This window comes from bacterium (assembly GCA_035419245.1).
Lineage (GTDB): Bacteria > Zhuqueibacterota > Zhuqueibacteria > Residuimicrobiales > Residuimicrobiaceae > JAKPUX01.
In genome coordinates this window covers 175,854-202,421 of record DAOLSP010000003.1, presented here as the reverse complement: position 1 = coordinate 202,421, position 26,568 = coordinate 175,854, and the positions used below count along the sequence as shown (strand labels likewise).

Annotated in this window: 20 protein-coding genes and 1 tRNA gene; all 21 read right to left on the bottom strand. The window is 59.0% G+C overall.

Annotated features, from left to right (window positions below):
- Window positions 1-24: 24 nt before the first annotated feature.
- Window positions 25-2,997: a TonB-dependent receptor gene (locus tag PLH32_06740; GenBank protein HQJ64292.1), complete on the bottom strand. Its 2,973-nt coding sequence runs from the start codon at window positions 2,995-2,997 to the stop codon at window positions 25-27.
- Window positions 2,998-3,045: 48 nt separating this feature from the next.
- Entirely contained in the window at window positions 3,046-3,741 is a 696-nt protein-coding gene (locus PLH32_06735) for a DUF4397 domain-containing protein (protein HQJ64291.1), read from the bottom strand.
- Between the two features lie 616 nt (window positions 3,742-4,357).
- A complete protein-coding gene (gene yihA, locus PLH32_06730) occupies window positions 4,358-4,951 on the bottom strand; it encodes a ribosome biogenesis GTP-binding protein YihA/YsxC (GenBank protein HQJ64290.1) in 594 nt (197 codons plus the stop codon).
- Window positions 4,948-6,222 carry an ATP-dependent Clp protease ATP-binding subunit ClpX gene (gene clpX, locus PLH32_06725; protein ID HQJ64289.1) on the bottom strand — a complete coding sequence of 425 codons (1,275 nt, stop codon included), beginning with the start codon at window positions 6,220-6,222 and terminating at the stop codon, window positions 4,948-4,950. Before clpX ends, yihA begins: the two co-directional genes overlap by 4 nt.
- Window positions 6,223-6,249: 27 nt before the next feature.
- Complete coding sequence (gene clpP / locus PLH32_06720; GenBank protein ID HQJ64288.1) at window positions 6,250-6,855, bottom strand: ATP-dependent Clp endopeptidase proteolytic subunit ClpP; 606 nt, start codon at window positions 6,853-6,855, stop codon at window positions 6,250-6,252.
- A 15-nt stretch (window positions 6,856-6,870) separates the two neighbouring features.
- A complete protein-coding gene (gene tig, locus PLH32_06715; protein ID HQJ64287.1) occupies window positions 6,871-8,163 on the bottom strand; it encodes a trigger factor in 1,293 nt (430 codons plus the stop codon).
- A gap of 144 nt (window positions 8,164-8,307) precedes the next feature.
- Window positions 8,308-8,390 (bottom strand) — tRNA-Leu (locus PLH32_06710).
- A 124-nt stretch (window positions 8,391-8,514) separates the two neighbouring features.
- The gene (locus PLH32_06705) at window positions 8,515-10,542 is read right to left on the bottom strand and encodes a putative glycoside hydrolase (protein ID HQJ64286.1); all 2,028 of its coding nucleotides are present in this window, start codon (window positions 10,540-10,542) and stop codon (window positions 8,515-8,517) included.
- Window positions 10,543-10,807: 265 nt separating this feature from the next.
- Entirely contained in the window at window positions 10,808-12,208 is a 1,401-nt protein-coding gene (locus tag PLH32_06700) for a DUF2142 domain-containing protein (GenBank protein HQJ64285.1), read from the bottom strand.
- Window positions 12,209-12,221: 13 nt separating this feature from the next.
- Entirely contained in the window at window positions 12,222-14,060 is a 1,839-nt protein-coding gene (locus PLH32_06695) for a glycosyltransferase family 39 protein (GenBank protein ID HQJ64284.1), read from the bottom strand.
- Window positions 14,061-14,083: 23 nt separating this feature from the next.
- Window positions 14,084-15,058 carry a hypothetical protein gene (locus tag PLH32_06690; protein ID HQJ64283.1) on the bottom strand — a complete coding sequence of 325 codons (975 nt, stop codon included), beginning with the start codon at window positions 15,056-15,058 and terminating at the stop codon, window positions 14,084-14,086.
- Window positions 15,027-16,460: an MBOAT family O-acyltransferase gene (locus PLH32_06685; protein ID HQJ64282.1), complete on the bottom strand. Its 1,434-nt coding sequence runs from the start codon at window positions 16,458-16,460 to the stop codon at window positions 15,027-15,029. Before PLH32_06685 ends, PLH32_06690 begins: the two co-directional genes overlap by 32 nt.
- A complete protein-coding gene (locus PLH32_06680; GenBank protein ID HQJ64281.1) occupies window positions 16,444-16,872 on the bottom strand; it encodes a DUF2304 domain-containing protein in 429 nt (142 codons plus the stop codon). The genes PLH32_06685 and PLH32_06680 overlap by 17 nt, the downstream gene beginning before the upstream one ends.
- 1 nt (window position 16,873) lies before the next feature.
- Window positions 16,874-17,599, bottom strand: coding sequence for a glycosyltransferase family 2 protein (locus PLH32_06675; GenBank protein ID HQJ64280.1), 726 nt, complete (start codon window positions 17,597-17,599; stop codon window positions 16,874-16,876).
- Window positions 17,600-17,607: 8 nt separating this feature from the next.
- Window positions 17,608-18,348, bottom strand: a complete 741-nt coding sequence (locus tag PLH32_06670) for a glycosyltransferase family 2 protein (GenBank protein HQJ64279.1) — start codon at window positions 18,346-18,348, stop codon at window positions 17,608-17,610.
- Window positions 18,349-18,393: 45 nt separating this feature from the next.
- On the bottom strand, window positions 18,394-19,479 hold the full coding sequence (locus tag PLH32_06665; GenBank protein ID HQJ64278.1) for a glycosyltransferase: 1,086 nt from the start codon (window positions 19,477-19,479) through the stop codon (window positions 18,394-18,396).
- Window positions 19,480-19,527: 48 nt separating this feature from the next.
- The gene (locus PLH32_06660) at window positions 19,528-20,766 is read right to left on the bottom strand and encodes a glycosyltransferase (GenBank protein ID HQJ64277.1); all 1,239 of its coding nucleotides are present in this window, start codon (window positions 20,764-20,766) and stop codon (window positions 19,528-19,530) included.
- Window positions 20,763-21,992 (bottom strand): glycosyltransferase family 4 protein, encoded by a 1,230-nt coding sequence (locus PLH32_06655; protein ID HQJ64276.1) that lies wholly within the window; start codon window positions 21,990-21,992, stop codon window positions 20,763-20,765. The genes PLH32_06660 and PLH32_06655 overlap by 4 nt, the downstream gene beginning before the upstream one ends.
- On the bottom strand, window positions 21,989-23,404 hold the full coding sequence (locus PLH32_06650; protein ID HQJ64275.1) for a flippase: 1,416 nt from the start codon (window positions 23,402-23,404) through the stop codon (window positions 21,989-21,991). Before PLH32_06650 ends, PLH32_06655 begins: the two co-directional genes overlap by 4 nt.
- A gap of 6 nt (window positions 23,405-23,410) precedes the next feature.
- Window positions 23,411-25,180: a carbamoyltransferase C-terminal domain-containing protein gene (locus tag PLH32_06645; protein HQJ64274.1), complete on the bottom strand. Its 1,770-nt coding sequence runs from the start codon at window positions 25,178-25,180 to the stop codon at window positions 23,411-23,413.
- A gap of 58 nt (window positions 25,181-25,238) precedes the next feature.
- The gene (locus PLH32_06640) at window positions 25,239-26,567 is read right to left on the bottom strand and encodes an O-antigen ligase family protein (GenBank protein ID HQJ64273.1); all 1,329 of its coding nucleotides are present in this window, start codon (window positions 26,565-26,567) and stop codon (window positions 25,239-25,241) included.
- Window position 26,568 lies beyond the last annotated feature (1 nt).

The window sequence follows — 26,568 nt, the reverse complement described above, 5'->3', positions numbered from 1 at the left end:
GGAGCATCCTTCCCGCAGGGGGGATCAGAACTCCAGGCGGATACCGGCACGGACCTGACGCGGCGTGCCCAGCAGACGACCACTCTGGGAGTTGCTGCCGTTGCCGTTGAGGTTGATGGCATCGTACATTCTCCAGAACAACTCACCGCCATGGGCCGCGGCGATCGAAGCGCTGGTCTGCGAATCGGATTTGAACCCATCATCCCACGCATTGCCGGTGCGCATGTAAACGTTGGTGACATTCTTCTTGTTGGTCAGGTTCATCGCATAAACGTAAAAGTTCGCGGCGACCGGGCCGAAATCGATGGTCTTGTCCAAACGCAGGTCGATGGTATAGTTCCACGGCGTCATCGAGCTGTTGACCGATTCCAGCGGATTGCGGTTACGCGAATCGGAGATCTCGCCGCCGACACTCTCATCCTGCTGGCCGAAAGCGCCTTCGCGCAGGGTATAGGGGTGACCGCTCTGGAACTGGAAGAGCAGATTGGCGCCCAGCTGGCTGAGGATCGGGCCGCCGTCATCCTTGCCGAAACGATAATCGACATTGACCGAGCCGACGTGCGGACGGTTGAAATCGAGCGGGCTGATGATCGTCGGGACCGCCACGCCTTGTTCGGTGCCGGCCAGCGAAGAGCCGGTGACCGAACCGGTGCCAAGGGCCGAGGAGTAGGTATAGTTGACCTGGGCGGCGACGCGGTTGGTGCGACGCAGGGTCATGGAGAACTCGACGCCCTTGGTGGTGGCGAAATCGCCGTTTTCCAGGATGTTATAGTAGGCGATGGCATCGTTGGGACCGCCCTGAATACGGCTGGTGGTGATCCAGTCCTGGATGTCCTTGTAAAAGACGGTGATATCGAAGGAGGCCATCTCGGCGAACTGCTGGTTGAAGCCGACCTCATACTGGGTGGTGATCATCGGGTCAAGGCCGAAACCCGGGGTGGTGGTGAAGAAGTTGCCGCCCCGGAAGACCGCATCCAGATAGCGCATGGTGATATAGATTTGGTCCAGCTTGGGGGCCTGGACGAACTTGCCATACTGCACGTGGAAGACGGTACGGTTGGTGGCCGGGAAGGCCAGACCGAGACGCGGGCTGAGGTAAAGGCCCGGATCCTTCTGGACGACCTTGTCGGCGATCAGGGTGTGGTTGGTCTGATCCCAGGCCGGATTGGCCATATCCTTGAACGTAAAATCATCGTTGTCGATGTAGTCGAGGCGCAGACCGGCGTTGATCACCAGCTGTTTGGCCTCGTACTTGTCCTGGAGGTAAGCGGCGCCGTAGGTCGGGTGCTTCGGGCCGTCGATGCCATTGACATTTTTATCGACTTCGTTGCCCCACATATCATAACCGATGTTGGTTCCACCGACCGCGACGTTCAGTGCGCCGTAATCAGCCAGATCGCCTGCGAGAGCACCGGCATAGACATCCGGATTGTTCAGGCGGTTGGTGAACATGCCGAAGGGCGCTGCTGTGAAGGTCCGGTAGGTCCAGTACTGGGCATCAGCGCCAAACTTGATTTCGTGGTTCTTCAGCTGGGTGGTGAAATCGTACTTGCCGCTGATGTAATTGCGTTTGGATTTGGAATAACCGGCCGGTGTACCCGGATCGGTGAAGCCGAAGCCGTAGATGTCGACGGTGTTGGTGACGTTGGCCGTCGACCATTTCAGGAACTTATAACCGGCCTTGGCATTGGCGATGCTGTCCGCATTCATGTAGTAGTCATCGCCAAAGATCCGATCGTAGGTCTTGTAGCGGCGGTCGAAATAGTCAAAACTGACCTCGTGGAAGGTATGAGGATTGATGATGTGGGTCAGCTTGGCGGTGTAGAGGCCGCTGCTGGTCTCATAGAGGCCGGTGCGGTCCTTATTGAGAATGTCGGCAATGTAAGCGCCGTTCTGGGCCTTGTTGTAGGAAAGGTTGCTGGCCAGACGGACGCGGACCTTGGAGCCGTCATAGACCAGAGTGCCGGCGCCGTTGAAGGTATTGCTGTTGTTCTCGTAGGTCCAGTTGTTGATCGTCTTCAATTCCGGATAGACTTCATTATAAGTCGTCGTCACCAGGGGGAAATGGGTGGCATCGACAACCGTCTCGGCATGCTTGAAATCGAAGCCCTTCCAGAAGCGCGGATCATCATCGGCCCAGAAGGTGTTCTGGCCGGCGAGGAAGAACTTGATCTTGTTGTTGGTGAAGGGAACCGGACCAGAGAGGGTCGTGGTGTAGTCGCTGTACCCCCAGGAGCTAGTGCCCAGGAAGGTCTTGCCGGGTTTGGCAAAGTTATCGGTCTCGCCCTGCAGGGTGAAACGGTAATTGGCGGTACCCGAACGCAGGGTCGAACGGATGATACCGGCGTTGGCGCCGCCGAACTCCGCGTTGTAGCCGCCGGCCTGGACCTGGAACTCTTCCAAGGCTTCAGGGATGACGGTCACGAGGTTGCTGCCGCCGACGACGTCGCGGGTGCTGGCGCCTTCGAGGATGTAGCCGATTTCCTCAGCGCGGCCGCCGCGAATGTAGATCTGGCCGTCCTTCACCAGGACGCCGGGCTGCAGCGAGATGATCGAATTGACACTGCGGGTCGGGATGTTCTTGAAATCCTCGACGCGCTGAATGCGCACGGCATTGGTGGCACTCTGATTGACCAGGGGGCGTTCGGCGATGATGGTGATGTCTCCGGCATTGAGGGCCTGGCTCGGCAGCTCAAAGTTGGTGGTCGTGGTCAGGTCGCCGTTGACGCCGACGTTGGTCACCGTAACCGAACGGAACCCAACGAACGAGGCGCGGATGGAATAAACGCCGGCCGGGACGTTGAGCATGACATACTTGCCGTCCACGTCGGTGATCGCACCCATGGAGGTGCCGGTGATGAGCACGTTCGCGCCGGGCAACCCCTCTCCGGTCTCCTTGTCGACTACTTTACCAGTAATCTTGCCGGTTTCCGCTCCGAACAGCAGAGCAGGTAAAATCAGGGTGCAAATGAGGGCGAATACGAATTTAAATTTCATAGAATAGCCTCCGTCTTGTATACGATAGACAACATCGTATCTCGCTCATTAATTGTCTTTTACGCCAACGGCGGTGAGGGTGCCGCCCTTGGCGGAGCCCATAACGAGAACCGTGTTGCGCTCCGTCCCGACCGCAACCGTCGTTTGATAGAGGGCATCCGTTCCGCCCGCAGCCTTGACGGTCACCGTATAATCGCCCGGAGCGACCTTTTTGTAAGCGCCGATCCCTCTATATGCGACATTTTTCCAAGAGAACGAGCCGCCCGGGCCATCCGCATAGATGTCCGCAGCGCCCGCATCGGCCGAGCAGTGCACCGGCCGGATGGCGCCCACCGAGACCGTATCCACAATCGTCGGGGAGTCGAAAATACGCCGTTCCGTCAGCTTTAGGTAGGTACGATCCGGCCCCTCTTTGTTCAGCAGAACAAAGGTGCCGCGGTAATCGGTCGACAGCGAGATCAGCAGGTAGTCGCCGTTGGAAAGGATCAGTTCCTTGGTGCCGGCACCATAGTCGGCATGGGGAATACTTCCCTTGAAGTCAAAGCTGCCTGCAGCCTTGCCCTGCACGCTGAGCGAAACGTTACCCATGTCCGTGGCAGCGTGAATGAAGCGGTACTCTGATCTCAACGGTGTCGGCGTGGGGCCTTCGGTCGGCACATCCACACAGCCTGAAACCAGAGCCAGGATGAGCACAAACGCTCCAATCAGCAATAACGTGGACTTGTGTTGAGTCTTCATAATCATGCACTCTCCTTTGTACTAGACCTTACCATGACGGTTTAGGTTGATTTGTAGGTTTTTTGAAACCTCTCACCTCCTGTGGCGTATAATGAGTCGAATACCGCATTGGATTGGTTTGTCAAAATCCTGGGCGGCTAATCCGCCTGATAAAAACCGGGGGCGGAAATAAATCACGCAACCCCGCCGAAAGCTGACACCTCCAGCCGGTTGCAAAGACCGCCCCCCTGCAACTATGGTTCTAAGGTATGGAAAGGAAACTTCTGATTCCGGAACATCGAGCACTGGTGTGAACAAAAAAAACAGCAATCTGGAACGAGTTACACAACGCGGCGGCCTGACCTTTCAAAGGGACCGCTTTTACTCATTCAATAGTTTAATACCGGACTGAGCCATCCTTGATTGTTGCACACTTTACGAGTAACGGATAGAAAGGCTGGTAACACCTTTAATTCGAAAGGGTTGTGAAGGAAAAACCGGACAATGATTATAAGCGATTCATTTTTAATGTACTTATGCATATCCTGCCGGGTTAGAAACAATATCTCCCTTGCAATTTGACAAATATACATAAAATCTTGATTTCCGTCAAGTTTTTTTTATCCGGGATCTCGTTTCCCCATTATCCGCCTTCCTCCAGCGCCGTTTGCAGCACCCGCCACAATTCCACTTTCCCCCGCCCGCTTTTGGCGGAAAAGGCCACCACCCCCTCATCCTCGCCGGCCCCAAGCGCCGCGCGCAGCGCCAGCAGGTTTTTCTGCAGCTCGCTCCCCGAAAGCTTGTCCGACTTGGTCGCCACCACAACATGGGCTTGTTCTCGCGCCCGTAGCCATTCCAGCAGCTGGGCATCCAGGCGCGAGAGGGGATGCCGCACATCCACCAGCACCACCACCAGCCGCAGATGCTCCGACGTAGTCAGGTAGGATTCGATCAGCCCCTGCCACTGTTCGCGCAGGGTTTTAGAGGATTTGGCGTAGCCATATCCGGGCAGATCGACAAAGTAGAATTTGCGGTTGACACGGTAAAAATTGAGGGTTTGGGTTTTACCCGGGGTGGCGCTGACGTGCGCGAGGTGGCGCTGGTTGAATAGTACATTGAGCAGGGTCGATTTGCCAACATTGGAGCGGCCAGCGAAGGCGATATGCGGCAGGCGATCTTTGGGAAGATCCGCCAACCGCCCTGCCGATGCGACAAATTCCGCCGCGGTTATCTTCACGCCGCCGAATCCTGCAGGGGATTCTCCGGCGCGGCCTTGCGCTTTTTGTAGACCGGCTCCGCCCCGCTGGTCACCACCGCAGCGGTCACCCGGCAATAGCCGATCTCCTTGCGGGAGGGCAGATGATACATGATCTTGAGCATGGTCTCCTCGAGCACCGAACGCAGCCCGCGCGCTCCGGTACGGCGCTTGCGGGCGATGCGCACGATCTCCTGCAGTGCCGCGGCGTCAAATTCCAGTTCCACCCCGTCCAGTGCCAACAGCCGCTGGTACTGCCGTGTCAGGGCGTTCCGGGGTTCGGTCAGGATCTGGAGCAAGGCTTCATCGTCGAGCTCATCGAGGGTGCAGAGAACGGGCAGCCGGCCGATCAGCTCCGGAATCAGGCCATACTGTAGCAAATCCTCCGGCTCCACCTGACGCAGCAACTCGCCCAGTCCGAGGGCGTCGCCCTTGACACTCTCGGCGCCAAAGCCGATCGCCATCTTGTTGAGCCGGCTGGCGATGAGCTTTTCCAGCGATTCGAAGGCTCCGCCGCAGATGAAGAGAATGTGGGAGGTATTGATGTTGATAAATTCCATCTCGGGGTGTTTGCGCCCCCCCTTCGGCGGCACCGCCGCGATGGTGCCCTCGAGGATCTTGAGCAGCGCCTGCTGCACCCCCTCGCCCGAGACGTCGCGGGTGATCGAGGGATTGCCGCTCTTGCGTGAGATCTTGTCGAGTTCATCAATATAGACGATGCCGCGTTCAGCGCGCTCGAGGTTGTAATCGGCCGCCTGCAAAAGACGGACGAGGATATTTTCGACATCTTCGCCCACATAACCGGCTTCGGTCAGGGTGGTAGCATCGGCGATAGTGAAGGGAACCTGAAGGAAGCGCGCCAGCGTCTGGGCGATCAGGGTTTTCCCGGTGCCGGTCGGGCCGATGAGCAGGACATTGCTCTTTTCGAGCAGGACCTCATCGGTCTTCGCCGTATGGTTGATCCGCTTGTAGTGGTTATAGACGGCGACGGCGATCGTCTCCTTGGCATGATCCTGGCCGATGACGAACTGGTCCAGTTCCGCCTTGATCTCCGCCGGCGTGGGCATCCGTTCAACCGTGGTGGTGGTGCGCCGCGCTTTTTCCCGGGCGATGATCTTGTTGGCGATAACGACGCATTCGCTGCAGATCGTCACATCCGGCCCGGTGACCATCGTCTCCACCTGCTGGCTGTTCTTGCCGCAAAAGGAGCAAATCACCAGGCGGCGGTTGCCGTTTTGTTTTTTCTGATCCATCAATACTCTGCTGAAAGGTAAGGGCGACTACTTTTTCCGGGTCCTGGCCAGATCCTTGCGCACCATGATTTCGTCGATGAGGCCGTATTCCTTGGCCTCTTCGGCGCTCATGAAAAAGTTGCGATCGGTATCCTTGACGATCCGCTCCATGGGCTGGCCGGTATGGTTGACGAGGATCTGGTTGAGCTTTTCGCGGATCACCAGGATCTCCCGGGTCTGGATTTCGATGTCACTCGCCTGTCCCTGCGCGCCGCCCATCGGCTGGTGAATCATCATCCGCGCATGGGGCAGGGCCGAACGTTTACCCTTGGCGCCGGCGGCCAGAAGCAGCGCCGCCATGCTCGAGGCCTGACCGATGCAGATGGTGGCCACGTCGGGCTTGATATACTGCATGGTGTCGTAAATGGCCAGGCCCGAACTGACGATCCCGCCCGGGCTGTTGATGTAGAGATAGACATCCTTGGCCGGGTCTTCCGCCGCCAGAAAAAGCAACTGCGCGATGGCCAGGCTGGCGACATTATCATCGATGGCTGTCCCGAGAAAGACGATGCGCTCCTTGAGCAGGCGCGAAAAGATATCGTAGGCGCGTTCGCCGCGCCCGGTCTGTTCTATGACAATAGGTACGAGTCCCATGGATTCTCCTCTGCACTAATGAGTTTCGTGGTCGTGCGTGTGCGGTTCATAGAGAGCGCGCTGGACCTCGCTCACTTTCGCCTCCCGGGCGAGAAAAGCATAGACCTTATCGTCCTCGAGGGCGTTGCGGAAGTGTTCACGTTGGTCGTTGCTGCTCCGGATCTTCTCCGCCCGTTGGGCGCCCTCCTCGCCGGCTGCCGCCATCGCGGTGAGGGCGTCCTCGAGTTCCGCATCGCTGACCGTCAATCCCTGCTGCTGGATGAGGCGGTCGCGGATGAGGTACCATTTGACGCCATGGATGGCCGAGGCGCGATAGTTTTCCGCCAGGCGCGCCTCATCGATGCTCTCCTTGCTCTTCTTCTTGACATCGGCAATGAGCATGGCGAGATAGTTGTCGACCATCGAGGGTGGGGCTTCGATGGCGTTTCGTTTGATCAGCTCGTCGGCCAGGGCCTCCTGGAAACGGGATTGGGTTTCGCGTTCGGCCTGCGCCTTGAGCCGCAAGAGGATGTCAGCCTTGAGTTCCTCGAGGGTATTGAAGGCGCCGAGATCCTTGGCGAACTCATCATCGAGGGCGGGCAGACGCCGTTCCTTAACCTCCCTGACCATGATCTGGAAGTGCTTTTCCGGAGCGGCGGCGCCGTTCTCGGAATCTGGCTGCGGCTGCAGGGTCAGGCGCCGTTCCTCGCCCGCACGAACACCGAGCAGCTGGTCCGTGAGTTCGGGGCGGTCGGCATGCAACCAGATGACCTCTTTCTCGTACTTTTGTCCCACGATGGGGACGCCGCTGGGGTCGAGTTCCTGGAGGTCGGCGATGATGAAATGGCCGGTCTGCGCTTCCCCTTCCACCGAATAGATCATCGCCTGGCGCGAACGCAGATTTTCCAGGGTGTGCTGGACATCCTCATCCCTGGCGACATAGACCGTCCGTTCCACCGGCATGCCGTGAAAGCCGCTGACCTGGAAATCGGGGCGGACGTCGAAGTGGAGAGCGAAAGTCAAGCCTTTCTCCTCGTCAAAATTAAGATTTTCGACGGAGGGGGTATTGAGATAATCGAAGCGGTTCTCCTTGAAGAGGGTGTCAATGGCCTGACGGATATAGAGATTGAACACCTCGGATTCGATATTTTTGCCGAACATCTTTTTAACCAGCCCCGGCGGGACTTTACCCTTGCGGAATCCCTCGAGGCGGACATTTTTCAGGGCATTGGCGTATTTTTCGTCCAGTTGGGGCTTGACATCAGCGGCGGGCACGGAAAACTCGACGATCCGGTGCCAGTTGGGCTGTGTGGTGATCCGGTACTCCACCTTTATTCTCCTGTTGATGCGCTGTGCGCGGCTTGCGGGTGATCGGCCCTGTCGTGGGCCGGTGATGGCAAAAAAATCGCCGTCTGCAGGCTGGAGGGGCACAACCGGGGATCCAGGTGCATCGGCTCTCGGTGTGGAAAAGCGTGCGAGAGGGGGGAGTCGAACCCCCAAGTCTTTAGGACACTAGATCCTAAGTCTAGCGCGTCTGCCAGTTTCGCCACTCTCGCCGATCGGCACGGATAAATATAGAAAATATGGCCCTTAAAGTCAATTGCTTTTTCCGGGACGAAAACGCCCGGCAGGGCAGGCTGCCGGGCGCAGGGGGAATAAAACGGGGGTGATCCGGCACGCTCAAGGCTTGATGATGCGGACATTGCGCGGCGCCGCCGGTGCGGTGGAGTCGATGTCGCTGCTCTGGCCGAGGAAGCGGAAGCGCATGGCGTCGGCCAGCACGACGCCGTCGGCGCCGCTGTTACTGAGACGCACCGAGCTGCCGGTACCGGCGGGAAGGTAGACCACCGCAAGCCGGTTCCACCGGCCCGCCTTTTGACGCTGGTTGATCGCGCCGCTGAATTTAGTCGCGCCGTTGACCAACACCGCGACCGGAGCGTTGCTCGCCTCCTTGCCGCTGTTGGCCGTATTGCCGGCCCAGCCGTGCCATTCGCTGATCTCGTAGAACCCGGCCACCCCGATGGTGGGGGTGAAGAGTGCAGATGCGGCATTGGCGGGCGAATAAGCCGCCGCATAGCCGATGCCATCCTCGCTGTCATCACTCCATTGCGAGTAGCAGGGGTTGCGGGTGGCGCCGAAGATATCTGTGGAGGGATCCTTGATTTCGGTCCAGGATCCGCTCAGGACGGCCTTTTCGCTGGCGGGCGAGGTGTCATTGTTGAAGCAGTTACCGACCATGATATCGGAGACGATGGTATCCGGCTGGGTGAAGAGGAGGATGCCATCCCCCTTGATATACTTGGGCGGGCTCTCCAGGGTCCCCTCCAGCACGACGCTTTGGAAGAGCTGACCGTTGTTCATCACCGGATCCTGGCCGCCCAGAAAGCGGTAATAGGGACCGGCATAGCCGTTGGCGGTGCGCAGTTCCGCATCGGTGACCGTGATGCTGCTGCCGGTGGGATTGGTGATGGCTGCTCCCTTGTCGAAGAAACGCACCCAGGCGCCGCTGCCCAACTTTTGCGGCGGCGACACAGGCTGACCCAGATCGCTGTCGAATTCATCGTAATAGAGCGAGATGTAGTAATAATCGCCGAAGGTGCGGCCATAATAGGCCCCCGCCATCAGGGCGGTGGTCAGGCCGTAGCGCATGTAGGCGAACTTATTCTTGGAATAGGCGCGGCGTTTTTCGGGATCATAGTCCTCGATCATGGTGTAGACCGGCTGACGGGCATTTTCCCAGACGCGGTTGACGCGGACCATCTCCTCCCAGGTCGAGGCGAAACGCATAAAGCCCTCCCACATCATGCCGTCGCAGACTTCGAGGCTGTAATCCTCCAGCGCACTGCCGGTGTTGAGGGCGATGATCGTCGGCTGTCCGGGATGGATCTGCTGCAGCCGCTGCCGCTCATAATTCAGCATCTTTTTGACGCCGTCCGCCCACTGGGCGTTGACCCATTTCAGACCGTGTTCGTCAAAATCATTCACCCGGTTGTAATCGAGATCGACGCCGCCGCTGATATCGTCCGGGTAGAAGAAGGTGCGGTAAGCATCGTAAAAGACGCCGTCAAAGTATCTGAAATCCTGCTTGGCAGGATCCCAGCGCTTGTCAATGAAATACTGCCAGACCGGGATGCCCTCCACCAAAGGGGAGAAGGGCGTGATGTTCTGCAGCATGCCGAATCCGACGAAGCGGACCGGAGTCTTGACGCTGTCACCGACGGCATGCATCCGTTGGAGATAAAAATCGCCGCTGGTGGCCACCCCGGTGAAGCTGGTGGCGGTGACCCCAGAATAGGTGAACCATTCATCACCGCCGAGCAGGGCATAGCGATACTTGTCGGCTGAGGTCGGGAAGCCCTCGGTGCTGGTCACAAAGATCTCGGTGTCGCCGGGCCGGGCGGCGCGGGTGAGTCTGGGGACATTGGGGCGGTAAATGAAACATGCGGGCGGAAAGCTCCCCGGCCAGACCCCCTGGCGGCTGGTGCCCAGGATGATCACATTTGGATTGAGAGCACGAATGCTCTCATTGAGAGCATAGGCGTTCGGTCCGGCGCCGCCGTGAATAACCAGATCATAGCGGGAGAAGAAGTTTTGCACCGCACCGCCGCTGATTCCGGCGGGCCGTTGAAACATGATGCGCGGAAAAGAAGAGGTATACTTTTGTGCCCATAGTCCCGAAGCCAGACCCAGGAGCATCATCGTGCTCATCCACACTGTCCATCCCCATCGACTTGACAAACCCATCCAACCTCCCAACTTAATACCAGTAGTATTCGGATCAGTTCTCTCCTCCCCATGGCCTTGTCCCCTTCCGGCCTCACGCCCACCACAAAGGATGGCGGAATTGGGCCATGCTGATCGGGAAACAGGCGATATCCAGGCCGTTTTTCACCATGGCCGCAGGTGCCTCCGGAATGCTGCAAATTTCCAGCCATTTTTCATAGGTTGAGCGGAAAGCAGCGATACGCCGGCCTCAATAATACCGCCCGATCAGCACCAGGGTGGAGAGCATGAGGGCGAAAGCGTACACGATCAGGAAGGCAGGTGCGGCCAGCGCCTTCACCGCGGGTGCCGCCCTCCAGCGGCGGTTCTGCCAGAGCAGCCAGAACGCCGGCGCCACCGGGATAAGATATCGCCCCTGAAAACCGACACAATGAGGCCCGCCAGGCGGCGAGGCGGTCAGATAAAGGGCCAGCAGCGACTGAAAAAGGGTACCGAGGAAGAGGAGCAACAGAACCAGTTTTTGCCAGCGCGAGAGCATCCATCCCTTCTCCAGCAGGGCGGCTGCGAGGATCACCAGTAGCACCGGAAGGAGCACCGTCCACGGCAGGACTACATCCAGGGAGCCCAACTGGCCGAGGTGCGATCGTAAATAGAAGCCCTTGAAGGTCCAGAGGCTGCTGAGGGCGGCGCTGAGAAAAAGCGCCGGATCCTGTGCCAGCAACCGCCGCTGCTCAGGATAGTTGGCAAACGGCGCATTCCAGTTGAGATCGCTCTGTACCAGGGCATTCCATCCCAGACTGATGCCGTACCCCAGCACCAGGAGCAGCAGACCGGTCAGCACATGAATGGGTCCGGAGCGCCATTTGGAACGGGGGATGAGGAACCAGAGCAAGGCGAAAAGGGCAAACCCCGGCTTGGCCAGCGCAAAGATCAGCAGGATCAGCGCGAAAGCCGCCAGCTGGCGGCCGCTGACAGGCCCGGGCTGGCGGGATATCGCGAGCATGAAAGCAAGGGATAAAAAGGCCAGACTGTTGGTCACAGCATCCGGATTGAATGCGGCGCCGAGGAATAGACTCATCGGCATCAGGGCGATGGCCAAAAGCAGCCAGCGCCCCGCCGGCATCAGGCGCAGTGCGAGGCGGATCAGCACCAGCCAGAGGGCCAGTGCGCTCCAGCGGCCCAGGTACATCATGACCAGAGGCGAAGCGCCGGTCACTCTTCCCAGCAGAATGCCAGTCACATGGGGAAGGTAGGCCGCGGGCGGATAGAGGGCGCTGGAAGGAAAGGGATAAAAACGCGACCGGTCCGGCTCCAGTGGCCGGCGCAGGAACCGGAACAGGCGGGCGGTGTCCTGCCGCTGGTCCCTGGAATGAAAACGCAAGCCGGGATTGATCTGCTCAATGGTCTCAATGATGCTAACCGGCAGCGTGCCCCCCTGCACCCCATTCATCCGCTCCGGCTGCAGACCACCCGCGGCGAGCTGCCAGGCGCGGCAAAAGTGGACATGCTCGTCGGGCGCCTGGAACGGCGGTGTGAGGATCGACCAGGCCAGCCCGAAGACCAGGCCCAAACCCAGAAACAGAGTTCCGGGCGTTAGCAGACGCTGCATCCGCGCAGCCAGGGCCGCGCCCCGGGCGGTCAAAAAGGACATCGAACCGTTCTCCTCAAGGCTGCGATGGTTTCCGCACCTGGTAAATTTTCACCTCAGGACCTGGATTTTCGGGAGTCGGTTTGAGATCATAGATCAGATCGGCATAATCGGGAAGCTCGGCGTATGCTTTGCGTATTCCCAGGACGCCATTCTCCTGGACCGGGCGTTTCCAGAGCTTGTCGGTGACGATAATATAATCGATGTGATGGCGCTGGACGTAGTCAACGTTTACCGAGTCATTGAAGGTGAAATTGACCAAATGGACCCGGTAGCCGGCGAGTTCGACCTCAGGCGTGTATTGCTCGCGGAGCACCAGCGCCTCTTTGGGCAGATGGATTACCGCCCAGTCGTAGGCGATCTTTTTGGTATTGGTCTTGAGGAGGTAGGCATCAAAAGCCCAGCTCTGCTTCATCATCATGATCCCCGGGAGCAGCAAAAAGAGCAGCAGTGCGCCGGCGATCGCCGCAGCAGCAGCCGTGCTGCGGCGCGGCTTCGCGGAGTCCGCGGTTCCGCCTGCTGCCATGAACCGCTCGCGCAGCTCATCGACCAGACGGACGATACCCCAGGCGGCCCACAGGGCGATCACCGGCAGCAGCGGCATCATATAGCGGTCGAACATCAGTTTCCAAGAGCCGATGTAGGCGTAATAGACCACGGCGAAGGTGATGAGGATCCAGTATTCGATCCGGCGCGCCCGGATTTGCAGCACCACGCCGCCGGCAGCGGCCAGGAGCAACAGGGGGGTAAAATTGTCCCAAAGATAGGTGAAATTGGTGATATAGCCGGGGGCTTTTCCGGCGAACATGCCGCTCCAGCTCGACTGGCTGATGACCATCTGAAAGAGGAAATCATGCGCGAAGGACTTGTAGTCGAGCAAGGCATAGGGGGTAGTGGCGAAAAAGGCTACGACCGCGGCCGCCAGCAGCAGCAGAATTCGGCTGAACTGCGGCATCCAGAGTTTGGCCGAGTACACCAGGGCCATGACGCCGCAGAAGGTGATGACAGCCAGCTTGGGGGCCATACCATGGGCCCGGGCGACGATCTCGTCGTAATATTTGACCCAGAGTTCCACGGGAATACGCTGCATCAGTTTCGGGGCCCAAAGATCGAATTTAGCCAGAACGGACCAGACCAGCAAGGTGGCGAGGAGCGCCGCAGCAGCGCCCAGGAGCATCTTGCTCCCGTTGCGCCATTCGCTGGTCAGGACCGGCCCGTAATGAATCCCGCGCTCCTTCGCCACGCCGTAAAGATGGCCCGTGAGGAGGGCTGCGACAAGAACCGCGCCGGGGATCTTGATCGAAACCGTTAGTCCCAAGGCGATGCCGGCGATCAGATAATCGGCCGGAGTACGGCGCTCGGTCATCCGCAAGGCGGCCCAGAGCGTCAGCAGGACAAAAAAGGTAAGCGGCACATCGGTGGTCGCGAAGTGGCTGTGCATCACATGAAGGGGGATGATGCTCAGGAAGAGTGCTGCGAGCAAGCCTGTCCGCACATCATGCAACCGTTTTCCCAGCCGATAGATGAGCCAAAACGAGGCAAGGCCGAAGAGCACGACCACAACCCGGCACAGGGTGTAGAGGGTCGAGAGATCATCCCGCCCGGAGGCGAAGAGAAAGTAGAGCCGCTCGAAGGCATACATGATGTACATCAGCAGCGAGGGGTAGAGGAAATTATGGGGATTGAAATCCCCGCTGAAAAACTGCCGGGTGGCGAGCACCAGCACCCATTCGTCATTGTGGTAGGCCATCGGCAGACCGAAGCGGATGCCGATCAGGCGCAATACAGCGCCGAGTCCGATGATCAAGCCCAGGATCAGGGCCGCCTGCCAGGTGGTCTTTTGCGTCGTCTTCATGTTCATCCGCCAGGAATAGGGCATCAGTGGCACGTCGAAGCGATGATGGATTTTAGCTTGTTGACAAAGATCGGCGTATAAGCCCGGCCGCCGGGTTCGTTCATGTGGATCAGATCCGAATAAAGGTTCTGGTCGAGGAACTGCGGGTACTCCGCGCTGGTGATCTTGATGAAGGGGGTATCCATTGAGCGCGCCAGATCCTCATACCAGGCGAGAATTTGCTCCACCTTGGGCGAAAGGGGCTGCACGGTTGGTGAGAAGGCGAGGACCACCAGGGCGCCTTTGTCGCGGGCGGAACGGATGAAAGCCTTGAGCACCTCGATGCGGCGGGGGTCGTAGACGGGCGCAGGGTTCGGGTCGAGATTGTCCGGAAAGTCATGCAAGGCACGGAATTTGGTCTTGCCGATCGGGACAAACCCGTTATCAGTCACCCCTGGTCGGTTGAAATAGTTGCTGGCCAGGCTGAGCAGGCGCGAATTATAACGGTAGAGGCGTGAGCGCAGCTTAATTTTCTCATTCCTTTGCCCGCCGGTAAGCAGACTGGCAATCACAGGATGATCCGCATAGGGCGCCATCGAGCTCATACGCCCAAGTTCCTCCTCCGCGCTTTCGGCCCTGGTGACATAGTTGGGCAGCAGGTCCAGCACAATCACACGGGGCGTATAGCGTTCCAGCATCAGCTGTTCGAGGGCATAGGCATAAAAAATATACTGGCCGTTGGCCCCGGCATTGAAAACCGTCATGCCAAGGCTGTCGCGCATGATTTCGGGGACGTAGTGACGAAAGGTGCGGGAGGAGCCGAAGCAGACGACGTCGTACGGCCGGCTGAGAAGCCAGTTCTCCTTGGACCAGTTCTCGCCGTAGAGCGTCTTGCGAAAGAAATGATCGATCACTTTGCCGATGACGTAATCGGCTGTGGCCAAAATCCCGAGGAAAAGGACCAGCTTGAGAAGGAAACGGCCGATCCTAGAACTGCGCGTAAATAAATTGGCTGCCATTGAAGATACCCGTGAGTAGAATGATGACCACAACGGTGCCGTAGGCCGCCCAACGCAGGACGAGCGAGCGAGCGTCGAGCCAGGCGGCGAGGGAGCGCCGTTCCTGCAGCAAATCCACTGTCAGCAGCATGGCGATGGCGGCCAGGCTGTAGAGAAACTGGTCCATGGCGGGGATGAAGAGCTTTGAATAATCGCCGGAAAAGATTTTCATCATGATCAGATTAGCCGTGGCCAGGTCATTGGCCCGGAAATAGACCCAGGCAAAATTAGCTAGCATAAAGGTCACCAGGACGGCGAATCCGTGGCGCAGGGCGGCGGGAACGTGCAGGGCGGCGGCGATCCGGTCCCGGCTCGCCTGTGTGAATTTGGAGCTGACCGCATAGAGGCCGTGCAGACCGCCCCAGATCAGAAAGGTCCAGTTGGCGCCGTGCCACATTCCGCTGACGAAGAAGACGATGAACAGGTTGAGGTAGGCGCGCGACACCGCCACCCGGCTGCCGCCGAGGGGAATATAGAGATAATCGCGGAACCACGAGGAGAGGGAGATATGCCAGCGCCGCCAGAACTCGGGGATCGAGCGCGAAAAATAGGGACGGTCAAAATTCCGGCGGAGATCGAACCCCAGCAGACGCGCAACGCCGATGGCGATATCGGTATAGCCGGAGAAATCGCAATAAATCTGGAAGGTGAAAAAGAGCGAGCCCACTAGCAGGGTGGCGCCGCTGTGGGGATCGGGATGGTTGAATACTGCATTGACGTAGATGGCCAGCCGGTCGGCCACTACTAGTTTCTTGAAAAACCCCCAGAGCATCAACCGCAGCCCGGAGGCGGCGCGGGCTCCGTCAAATTCGCCGATGCGCCGGAACTGCGGCAGCAGATTGCCCGCCCGCTCGATCGGACCGGAGACGATATTGGGAAAAAACGAGATGAACGCTGCATAGTAGCCGGGATGCCGCTCCGCCTCAACCTTGCGGCGATAGACATCGATCAGGTACCCCGATGCTGTGAAGGTATAGAAGGAGATGCCGACCGGCAGCATCCACCGTAGCAGCGGGAGGGTGACCGGATGCCCCAACGCGCTGCCCACATCCATCAGTGAGCGCGAGAAAAAGTTGAAATATTTGAAAAAGATGAGGATGCCGAGATTAATGGTCAGGCCGAGGATCAGCCAGAAGCGGCGCCTGGTTTCCCTTGTATCCTTCGCCATCTGCAGCCCGCAGAGATAGGAGACCCCGATGGCGACGAACAGCAACAGGAGATACTCCGCCTTGAAACAGGCGTAATAGAGCAGATTGCAAAAGAGCAGAAAGATCCAGCGGCGCTGCTGCGGCAGCATGAAAAAACACAGCGCCAGCAGGAGAAAAAACCAGCCGAAATTGATCGTATTAAACAGCATGCTCATCCCCGGATCTGCTATTGTTCGGATCCATACGCTCCGGCGGCTGGGAAAACCGCCCAAGGGCGTGACGCAGCAGCGCCAGTTCCTGGGCGAGCTTTTTAATCTGCTGCTCCGACCGGCTCGCCTTGATGGAAAAGTAGAGACTGACCAGGATGAAGAGGCCGAAGCTGATCGGGATCATCAACGCCGGGGCATAAGCAATTCCGGCGAGCACCGCCAGCCGTTCGAGCAACGCCCGGTTGGAGGAGAAGAGGATCAGCAGTATAGGGATCACCATCCATACCAGGGCGAAACGCTCGCTAAGCTTGCGCTGGCGGACCAGCTGTACGATAAAGAGCAGGAAGAGCAATCCCGCGCCGATTGCCAGATAAAGGATCCGGTTGCCGTAGAGGTAGGTGTGGGTGGTTTCCGGCATGTCACCGCCTCCGTCTTATTTTCACGATGATGATGGCAAAAATCACCTTGATCATATAAAAGAGGGTATTCAGGCCTGTGATGGAAGAGGCGCCGTGCACCCGTTCTTTCATGGTGATAGGAACCTCCCCGAGCCGGAAGCCATTCATCAGCAGCTCGATGGCGATGATCGGCTCGGGATATTCCTGCGGATAGTGCAGCCGCAGATAGTCTAGAGCCCGGCGGTTGTAGGCGCGGAAGCCCGAGGTGGGATCGGTGACCCGCTGTCCGGCTGCCACGCGGATGATGGCGCCGAGCAGGCCGCCGCCGATCCGTCGCGCCCGTGTGGAGACGATCTGGCTGCCCGACGCATAGCGCGAGCCGATGACCGCATCCCAGCCGTTGTCTGTCATCGCCTTCAGCAGTACGGGGATCTGATCCGGCGGATGCTGACCGTCGCCGTCCACTTGCATCACCACATCGTGGCCCTTCTCCCAGGCATAGAGAAACCCGGTCTGCACCGCTCCGCCGATGCCAAGATTGACCGGCAGGGAGACATGGTTGATCCCCTCGGCGGCCAGAACCGCCGCGGTCGCATCGGTCGAACAATCGTTTACAACCAGCACCTCTACGCCGGGCCACGCCTTCATGGCCTCATGCGCCACCGTCGCAATGCTCCGCTCCTCATTGTAGGCTGGAATGACGATGAGAACCCGCAGCGCGGAAGATTTAGCTGTGGAATCGGACATCGTTTGCCTCAGCGCCTGAATATCCGGAATGAGCCGAGATGCATCTTTTGCAGCCGGAAAGAGAGCGCGGTGCGCAATACCCCGAATCCGTAACGGACGCTGCGGCGGAAATTGATCGAAGAGGCCTCGGGGAAATATTTGGTCGGACAAGAGACCTCGCCGACGCTGTAACCGAAATAGACCGCCTGGGCGATCATCTCGTTGTCGAAGACAAAATCATTGGAGCACTGGTGCAGCGGCAAATCCGAGAGCAGCTCGCGCGAAAAGGCGCGATAGCCGGTGTGGTACTCAGAGATCTTTTGCCCGAGTAGGATATTTTCGACCAAAGTCAGGAGCCGGTTGCTGATATACTTGTAGAGCGGCATGCCGCCCTTGAGGGCGCCGCCGGAAATGATGCGGGAGGCCAGCACCATCTGGTATTGGCCGACGGCGACCAGCGAGGCCATCGCAGTCACCAGCTTGGGGGTGTACTGATAATCGGGATGGAGCATGACAACGACATCGGCGCCGCGCGCCAGGGCTTCGCGATAGCAGGTCTTCTGATTGCCGCCGTAGCCGAGGTTCTGCGGGTGGACGACGGTGTGGATGCCTAGCTTGCCGGCCACAGCGACGGTCTCGTCGGTACTGGCATCATCGACGATGATGACATCGTCGACGATATCAAATTGGATCTCCTGATAGGTTTTTTCCAGGGTCGCTGCGGCGTTGTAGGCCGGCAGGACGACCACCACTTTTTTGCCATGGATCATGGTTGGTTCAATACTCCTCTGGTATCAGTCAGATTCGATTAGAGATCAGGCGAGGAAGCGGTCGAAGAGCGCCTCGAATTCGCGCACCTGTTTGGCCAGCGAAAAATGCTCCTCCACCCGCTTCCTTCCCTCCCGCCCCATCCGCTCGCGCAGTTCCGGCGCGCCGGCCAGTTCCAGCATGGCCGCTGTCAGAGCGGCCGCATCTTCTTTCGGCACCAGCCTCCCGGTCTCGCCGTCGACCACCATCTCCACCGTCCCCTCCACGGCAGTGGCGATCACCGGCAGCCCGGAGGCCATCGCCTCGAGCAGGACGTTGGGGAAACCCTCCCACAGCGAGGGCAGGATGAAGACGTCGAAGGTGGCGAGGAGATCCTGGACGTCGCTGCGGCTGCCGAGAAAGTCGACCGCCTGGGCGATGCCCAGTTGCTGTGCCTGGGCTTCCAGGCCGGCGCGTTTGTCGCCGTCGCCGGCAAAACGCCAGCGCGCCTTCGGATAGGTTTGCAGCACCGGCGGGATAGCCTGCAACAGCCAGGTGTGGCCCTTCTGATGAACCAGGCGGGCCACGGTACCAAAGACGAAGTCGTTACCGGAGCGTGGCGCGTGCGGTTGATATTTTTCCAGGTCCACCCCGTAATAGATGGTGCTGATCCGCTCCGGCTTCATGCCGCGCAAGCCGCGGATGAAGGGATGGATCGAATCCGAGACCGCCGCAACATGGTCAAAGCGCCCGGCGAGGAGGCGGTAGGCGAGCACCTGGTACCACTCGAGCTGCCCGGTGATGACCTCCCAAGAGAGCAGTGCTTTGGGGCGATAGAAACAAGTCGCCAGGGCCGAGATGATATCCGCATAGAAGAGGGTGCTCAGGACCAGCTCGGTCTGGGTGGTGCGCATCAATTTCGCCAGCCGCCAGGGCAGACGGGGATCGAAACCGAAGGCCTTGGGCAGTACATGGGTGGGAAAGCCGAGGGCACGGAAACGCTCCTCCAGGGGTCCTCCCTGGCCGACCGAGACGATGGTCAGGGCGTATTTGCTGCGATCGAGCAAGCCGGCAAGTTCCAGCAGCTTGAGCTCGCCGCCGCCGATGCCAAAACCGTTGACGACCAGCATGACAGTATGTTGCGCCTCGGACATGGATGCCCTCTGCTATAGTTCTCTTATCATCCAAGCGTACTGAAAATTTCAGTGGCTGCGGACAAGCCGGCCATAGATATTCTCGATTTTTTGCACATGGGCTTCCGGGCCGAAAAGTGCCTCGGCCTTGCGCCGACCCGCTCGGCCCATCTCCGGCCATTGCGGCGCGCGATCCAGCATACGGTGCAGCGCCGTCACCAGGCTCGCCTCGTCACCGGCCTTGAAGAGAAAGCCGTCGCGGCCTTCCTCGATCAGCTCCGGGATGCCGCCGATCGCCGCTCCGACTACCGGCTTGCCGTGAGCCAGCGCCTCGTAGATCGAAAGCGGTGAATTGTCATAGACCACGGAGGGCACGGCGACGAACATCGCCCGCCGGACGATTTCGCGCAGTTCCGCCCCACTCCGGTAGCCCAGGAATTCGACGTTGCCCAGCCCCTCCTGACGAACATAGTCTTGCAGCGGCTCGCCGAGGCGGCCGGTGCCGATCACTTTCAGATGCGCTTCGGGCACCCGCCGCATGGCCCGGACCAGTTCGGCGACGCCCTTTTCATGCGACAGCCGGCCGACGTAGACAAAATAGCCATCATGCTCGTAGCAGGGATCATAGTCGTCCATCGGGATGGTATAGGGAAGCCACATGACCTGCGCCTCCGGATAACCATACTGGATCATCTTGCCTTGCAGAAAGCGGCTGGGCGAGAGGTAGAGATCGACCTGGCGGTGATAGGTCCGCAGCAGACGGTGGACATATGATTCAGCGGTAACCAGGGCCGAGGCGGCCAGCGAGTCGCGGAAACAGCGCCCGGCTGTCGCGTGCCAGAAGTGCTTTCCTGCGCACCGCTCGCAGACCCGGCCCTGTCGGTCGAGGAAGAGGTAGTCCGGGCAGAGGATCTTGTATTCATGCAGGGTAAAGACCACCGGCAGTTTTTTCTTCTTCAGTGAAAAGAGCACCGAGGGTGACAGATGGTGATATACGCCATGGACATGGGCGATATCGGGCTGGACCGCGTCAATGAGCGTTTCCAGCCGCGCTTGCGCCTGACGGTTATAGATCACGCGTGCAGCCGCCTTGAGGCCGTTGACCGGGCCGAGGTGTGCCAGTTCCTTGTCCGGTTCGAAATAGTCGACGAAATAGCCGCTCCAGGGGCTGGGGAGGTTGCGCGGATGGTGCATGGCAAAGGGGATGACCTCGTGGCCCTGGCGCTGCAGCAATTCGGTAAGGTTGAAGAAGTAGCGCTCCGCACCGCCCTCGATGTAGTAGAACTTGTGGACCATGAGGATCTTCATCGGCCGTCCTCCCCCGCGGCGCTGCGCAGCCGGTGTGCATCGATCACCTGCTGGCAAATCTTTTCATAGGCCAGGGCTTTGTGTTTCCAGGTGTGCTGCTGGATGATGGTCTCGCGGGCATGCAGGCCCATCTCGCGGGCGATTTCGGGATCCTCGAGCAGCCCCGAGATGGCCGAAATAAAGGCATCAAAATCGCCCGGCGGACAGAGCACGCCATCCCAACCATCGCGGATGATGCGCGCCAGCTGACCGATGCGCGTGGTCACCACCGCCTTGCCCGAGGCCATATACTCAAAGACCTTGACCGGGCTGTAATAGAAGAACGGCAGATTGGGATAGGGCGCCAGCACCACATCCATCAGCTGCAAATAGTCCGGGATCTCCGTATGCGCCACATAGCCGGTCTGGACGACATTCCGGCTCAGGCCATGTTTCTCGAGATAGCGCCGGATGGACTTTTCCTGCCCACCGCCGGAGCCGACCAGGAGGAATTTCGTCTGCGGATAGCGTACCACAATCGCCTGGATGATGCGCAACAGGTTGTCGATGCCGTGCCAGGCGCTCATCGAGCCGATGAAACCAAGCACCGGCGCGCCACGGAGGCCGAACCGTTCCACGAGCGCGGGCGCGGCCGGACGCGGAGCAAATTTGTCGACGTCAGCACCGTTGCAGACCACCGCGGTGCGTTCGGGATCGATCTGGTGCTGATCAATGAAATAGCGCTGCAGCTCGCGCGACTGCATGATGGTAAAATCGCTATGCCGCAGCACCCAGCGCTCGATCAGGCGCGGAATCACCGGGATGCGCCAGTACTGCTTCTGAAACTGGAGGGCCTCATAGAGCGGCGGACTGTCCGCCTCGATAATCACGGGCAGATCGAATTTTCGCGCGGTTTTTATCGCCGAGTAGAGATAGAGATCGAGCCGGGCAATGAGGACATCCGGCTTGAAGGCAGCCACCTTCTCCGCTTCGATCCGGGCGAATCGCCGGTTTTCGAGCAGCAGCTTGAGATCGTGGACGAGAAAGGCCAGATGACGCTTCAGAAAATCGCGCATGCTCCGCTTGAGGGTGCCGGCTGGCGGTCCCCCCGGCTGGTCCTTGAACCAAACCATCTCGACTTCGTGCCCGATGCGGCGCAGGGCGGCGAAGAGCTCCATCGGCTTGATCGCCGAGCCCAGCGAGGCGCCATAAATATCGTAGAGATAGTTGAAATAGAGAATTCTCATGCCGCTTTCACTCGTTTGAACTGCCAGATCTCCTGCCAGGTGATGGTTTTCAGGGCGAAGAGGATGGCGAAATAGAGGGTGGCTCCGATCCCGACCACCGCGAAGACCGGCCAGCCGCGCAGTCCGTAGAGAAAGGCGCTCATCACGATCGCGGCGAAGAGGCCATCCAGGATGAAACGCTTCTCTGTCAGCCGGACGATGCGGCTGTAGGCCAGGATCAGGGTTGCCGTCAGTACCAGCGATTCGGTGACCAGCGAGGAGATGCTCGAACCGACGTGCGCAAAGGGCGGGATCAGCAGATAGTTAAGTGCGGTACTCAGGATCAATCCGCCGATCTGGATGATCACCAGCTTGCCCTGGTTGTTGGTCGCACCGAACACGCCGGCAGCGAAGATATTCAAAAAGAGCACCGCGGCCGTTCCGCCGAGAATCTGAAGCGCCGGGATGGACGGGGCATAGGCGGCGCCGTAGAACCCGAGGATGACCGGCCGGGCGAGCAGCGCAACGCCCGGCACCAGCGGGATGGCCAGCAGCAGCAGCCACTTGAAACCGCGGGTGAAGAGGTGATTGAGATCGCCGGCTGGACGCCTCGAGATCCGCGAGAGCGCCGGAAAGGTGGCGATCATCAGCACCGTCGGGATGAAATTGGTCAGGTCGATCAGCTTGTGCGCCGCCGCGAAAAAACCCCAGTATTCGGGCCCCTTGAGCCACGAAAGCATCAGCATGTCAATGTGCGAATAGACGGTGGTCAGAAAGACCGAGATTCCGAAAACCACCGCCCCGCGAAGCATTGGTAGAAACTCGCGGAGGCTGAAGGCCAGGTCCGGGCGGACGAACTTGCCGAACAGCGGCCGGAGACAAAAAAGCAGACTCGCCGCCGCTGCAGCCACAAAAGCCCAGGCCAGTCCGGTCAAGCCTCCCCCCAGCAGCAGCACGACGACTCCCGCGGCTGTCGTGAGCACTTTTTCGATGCTCAGGGCCAGCGATTCCCACTCCATCTGCTCGAAGGCCCGGAAGAGCGCGATCGCCAAATCGCGGAAGGAACAGAGCATCGCATAGAGGGTGAAAATCCAGACCGTCCGCACCGTTTCCGCATCGTAGCCGCCGATTTGCAAGTAGATCGCGACAAAGAGCAGGCTCAGGGGGATCAGGGCCGCCTTGAGACCGACTGTATAGGCGAAATAGCGCTGGGCGCGTTCCCGTTCCCTGGCAATTTCACGCGTCACCCACATGTTCAGGCCGAGATCATCCGCCAGCATGGTGAAGAACATAACGGTGGTGGCGAGATTGTACCGGCCGAAAGAGGCCGGTCCCAGCAAACGTGAAGCCACGGGCAGGAGGATCATCGCCATGGCGATGCGCAACACCTGCCCGATACCGACAAACAGCGTATTTAGACGGACGCTCGACACGCCGGCCTACTCGCGCGACCGGGCTTTTTCGGGCGTCGGCGAGGTGACCAGAAAATTGGAGATCGCCAGATACTCGAGATATCCCTGGGTGAAGGCGCGGATGGCATCACCCGGCGTGCAGACGATCGGCTCCTCGTGCATGTTGAAGCTGGTATTGATCACCGAGCTCAGGCCTGTCAGCTTTTTGTACTCCTTGACAATATGGTAGTAGACCTTGTTGGTCTTTTCATCGATGAGCTGGGGACGGGCGGTGTTATCGACATGGACCACCGCCGGGCACCTCTGCTGCATCGATTTGGAGCAGTTGAAGGTGATGGTCATGAAGCGCGCCGGATATTCATTTTTCGCGATGTGCTCATAGTTCTCTTCCATGTCCTCAGCCAGTGTCACCGGCGCAAAGGGCATGAATTCAGTGCGTTTGAGTTTGTGGTTGAGCCAGTCGTTGACGGTCTTGTCGGTGGACTGGTAAAGGATGGTGCGGTTGCCGAGTGCGCGCGGACCGTACTCCATGCGGCCGTCGAAACGAGCCACCACGGCGCTCCGGGTCAGCAGTTCGGCAATCACCGGGGCGATGTTGTCGTGCCAGGTGTACTGGAGGCCTGCCTTTTTGAGTTCGGCTTCGATTTCGGCATCGGTGTAAGAGGGCCCGAGATAGACATCGTCGAGCCTGGGCATCGTGTGGATCTCCGGCCAGCCCATGCTCTTGTAAAAGGTATAGAGCGCCGCACCGGCGGGAATGCCGTTATCTCCCATAGCCGGAAAGATGAAGACCGACCGGGCGTTGGGCAATTCGGCGACCGCCTGGTTAACGCGGACGTTGGCGAAGACCCCGCCCGCCATGACCACGTCGATCGGACCGGTCTTTTGCAGAAATTGATCGACATAGCCTGCCACGGCCCGTTCGGTCAGCACCTGGACGCCGGCGGCGACATCGGCGGGAGTGAAGGCCTCGAACGCCTTTGGCAATGCGTCGCGGAACTTGTTATAATTGGTGCGATGGGGATAGGCATGCTGATACTGGGCTTCAGCCATGTAATAACGGAACTCGCCGTTCTCCAGGCCGAACATCTTTTCAAAGTGCTCGGCGACATGCTCGTATTGGCCGTGGGCCGCCAGTCCGGTGATCTTGCCCTCATGGCGCATGGGCTTGTAACCGAGGTACCAGGTGATGAAATTATAAAAGAGGCCCGGGCTGTGATAGCTGCTGACGCTCTTGAGGTGGGTCAGCCTGCCCTCCTCACCTAGCCAGACCTGACCGCATTGGCCGTCGCCCTGGCCGTCGAGGGTGACAATAAGAGCACGACTGCGGCCCGAGCTGAAATAGGCCGCTGCCGCGTGAGAGCGGTGGTGGTCGACGAATTCGATCGGCTTGTCGCCCAGTCCCACTTTCGCGAGTAGCTTTTTTGCGCGGTTGATGCGGAACTGGTTGTAAAAATAGGGATACCAGAGCCAGTATTGGTCCCAGGTGATGCTTTTACTCAAGAGGCTGGCCAGAATCCATTTGCGGTTCTTTTGCACCTTAAAAAGGTCATGGTGGATGTAGGCCTGCATCTCCGCAGCCGGCATGATGCCGATGGCGATCTTGTCAATATTTTCCGGTTTGGAGTTGGTCATTTTCAACACCATCTCCAGGCTCAGGATCGGCTCGCCGTCCTCATTGCCATTATGCAGCTTGATGCGAGAGAGACGTTCCTCCTCCACCGCTGCGAGTATCTTGCCATCCTCGATGATGGCGCTCCCTGCATTGTGATCGTCATAATAACCCAGAATGCGCATGCGCGTCTCCTCACTGTGATTCCATAGCATTATTGAACTTATTCGTTTGCATCGCTCCTCAGGCGCCGTAACCCTGGCTCAGCCGTTGTGCAGCCTGCTGCTCCATCAGAGCTTTCTTGCGTGCAGCCAGCTGCGCCCGGATGCGCGGATCGGCGAGCATCCGGCGCAGGTTGTAATCCATTTTGGCCGCAATCAAAACCACCGCAAAGGCGATCCAGATGTGGATCTTGACATACAGATTGCGATAATCGGGCGAGGGCAGCATCGCAATGGCGAAAGCGATCACCGCTGTCAGCCCTGCGGAGGCGACATGATAGATAAAGGGGTCCTTGGTGCTCCGCGTTTTAAAGCCGACGTAAATGAACGAAAAGAGCAGAGCGACGAACAGCAGGCCGCCGGGAAAGCCCAGTTCCGCCGTGACCAGCAGATAGGTGCAGTGGACGATCTGCAGGCCCGCCGTCTCCTTATTGACATATTCCTTATAGTTGTTGAGGCCCACCCCGGTGAAGGGATGATCCTTGATGATGCGGATGGCATCCAGGGCCAGGCTCTTGCGGCTCGAGGAGCGGTCGCTCAACATCGACTCCTCCGAGTCGCTGAAGCGCTCAACGATGGTGGTGCCGTAGCGTATGGTGCCGATTACCGCCACCACCGCCATCAACGCCAGCAGCCCGCGCGCTTTGCGGGTCAGGGCCTTGCCGCGAAAAAAATCGAAAGCGAACATGATGACCATCGCGCCGGCGAAACCCAGCCAATTGGCCCGGTTAAAGGTCGCATAGAGCGCAATCACGCCAAAGAAAAAGGCGATCACATAAAGCGGGTGAAACCTGGGCCGGAGATAAACCGCCATGCGAAAGACAAAGATGGACATCAGCGAAAAATAGAGTCCCGCCACGCTGGGATGGACAAAGGTGCCGCGCGCTTGCCAGTCGCCGGGCTGCTCGCCGAGGAAGGCAAGGCCGACCGGTCCGCGCAGCCATTGGTGGATCGCCACAAAACCCTGAAAAAAAAGACCCAGGGCAAAACCGAGAAAGAGATACTGCACATCCTGCTTGGAGTTGACGAAATTAATCAGCGCCAGAAAGATCAGCAGCGTCCGGATATTCATCACCAGCTCCTGGTTGAGCAGGGGCAGGTTGGGCGCGAAAAAGAGCCCGATCGCCGACCAGGCAAAAAAGGCGTAGGTGAGTACCATCGAGACCTTGGCCAGGGGCGACGGGGCGAGCCGCTTGCGCCCGAAAAAATAGAGCAGCAGCAGCGGCAGATCCATCACCAGAATGATGTCCGCGCCAAAAACGATGTCCTGAATGCTCTCGAACGTGATGCCCTGCGCCACCGTCGCGCAGAAAACGAAAACGATGAGGATATATTTAAAGATCTTTTGCATC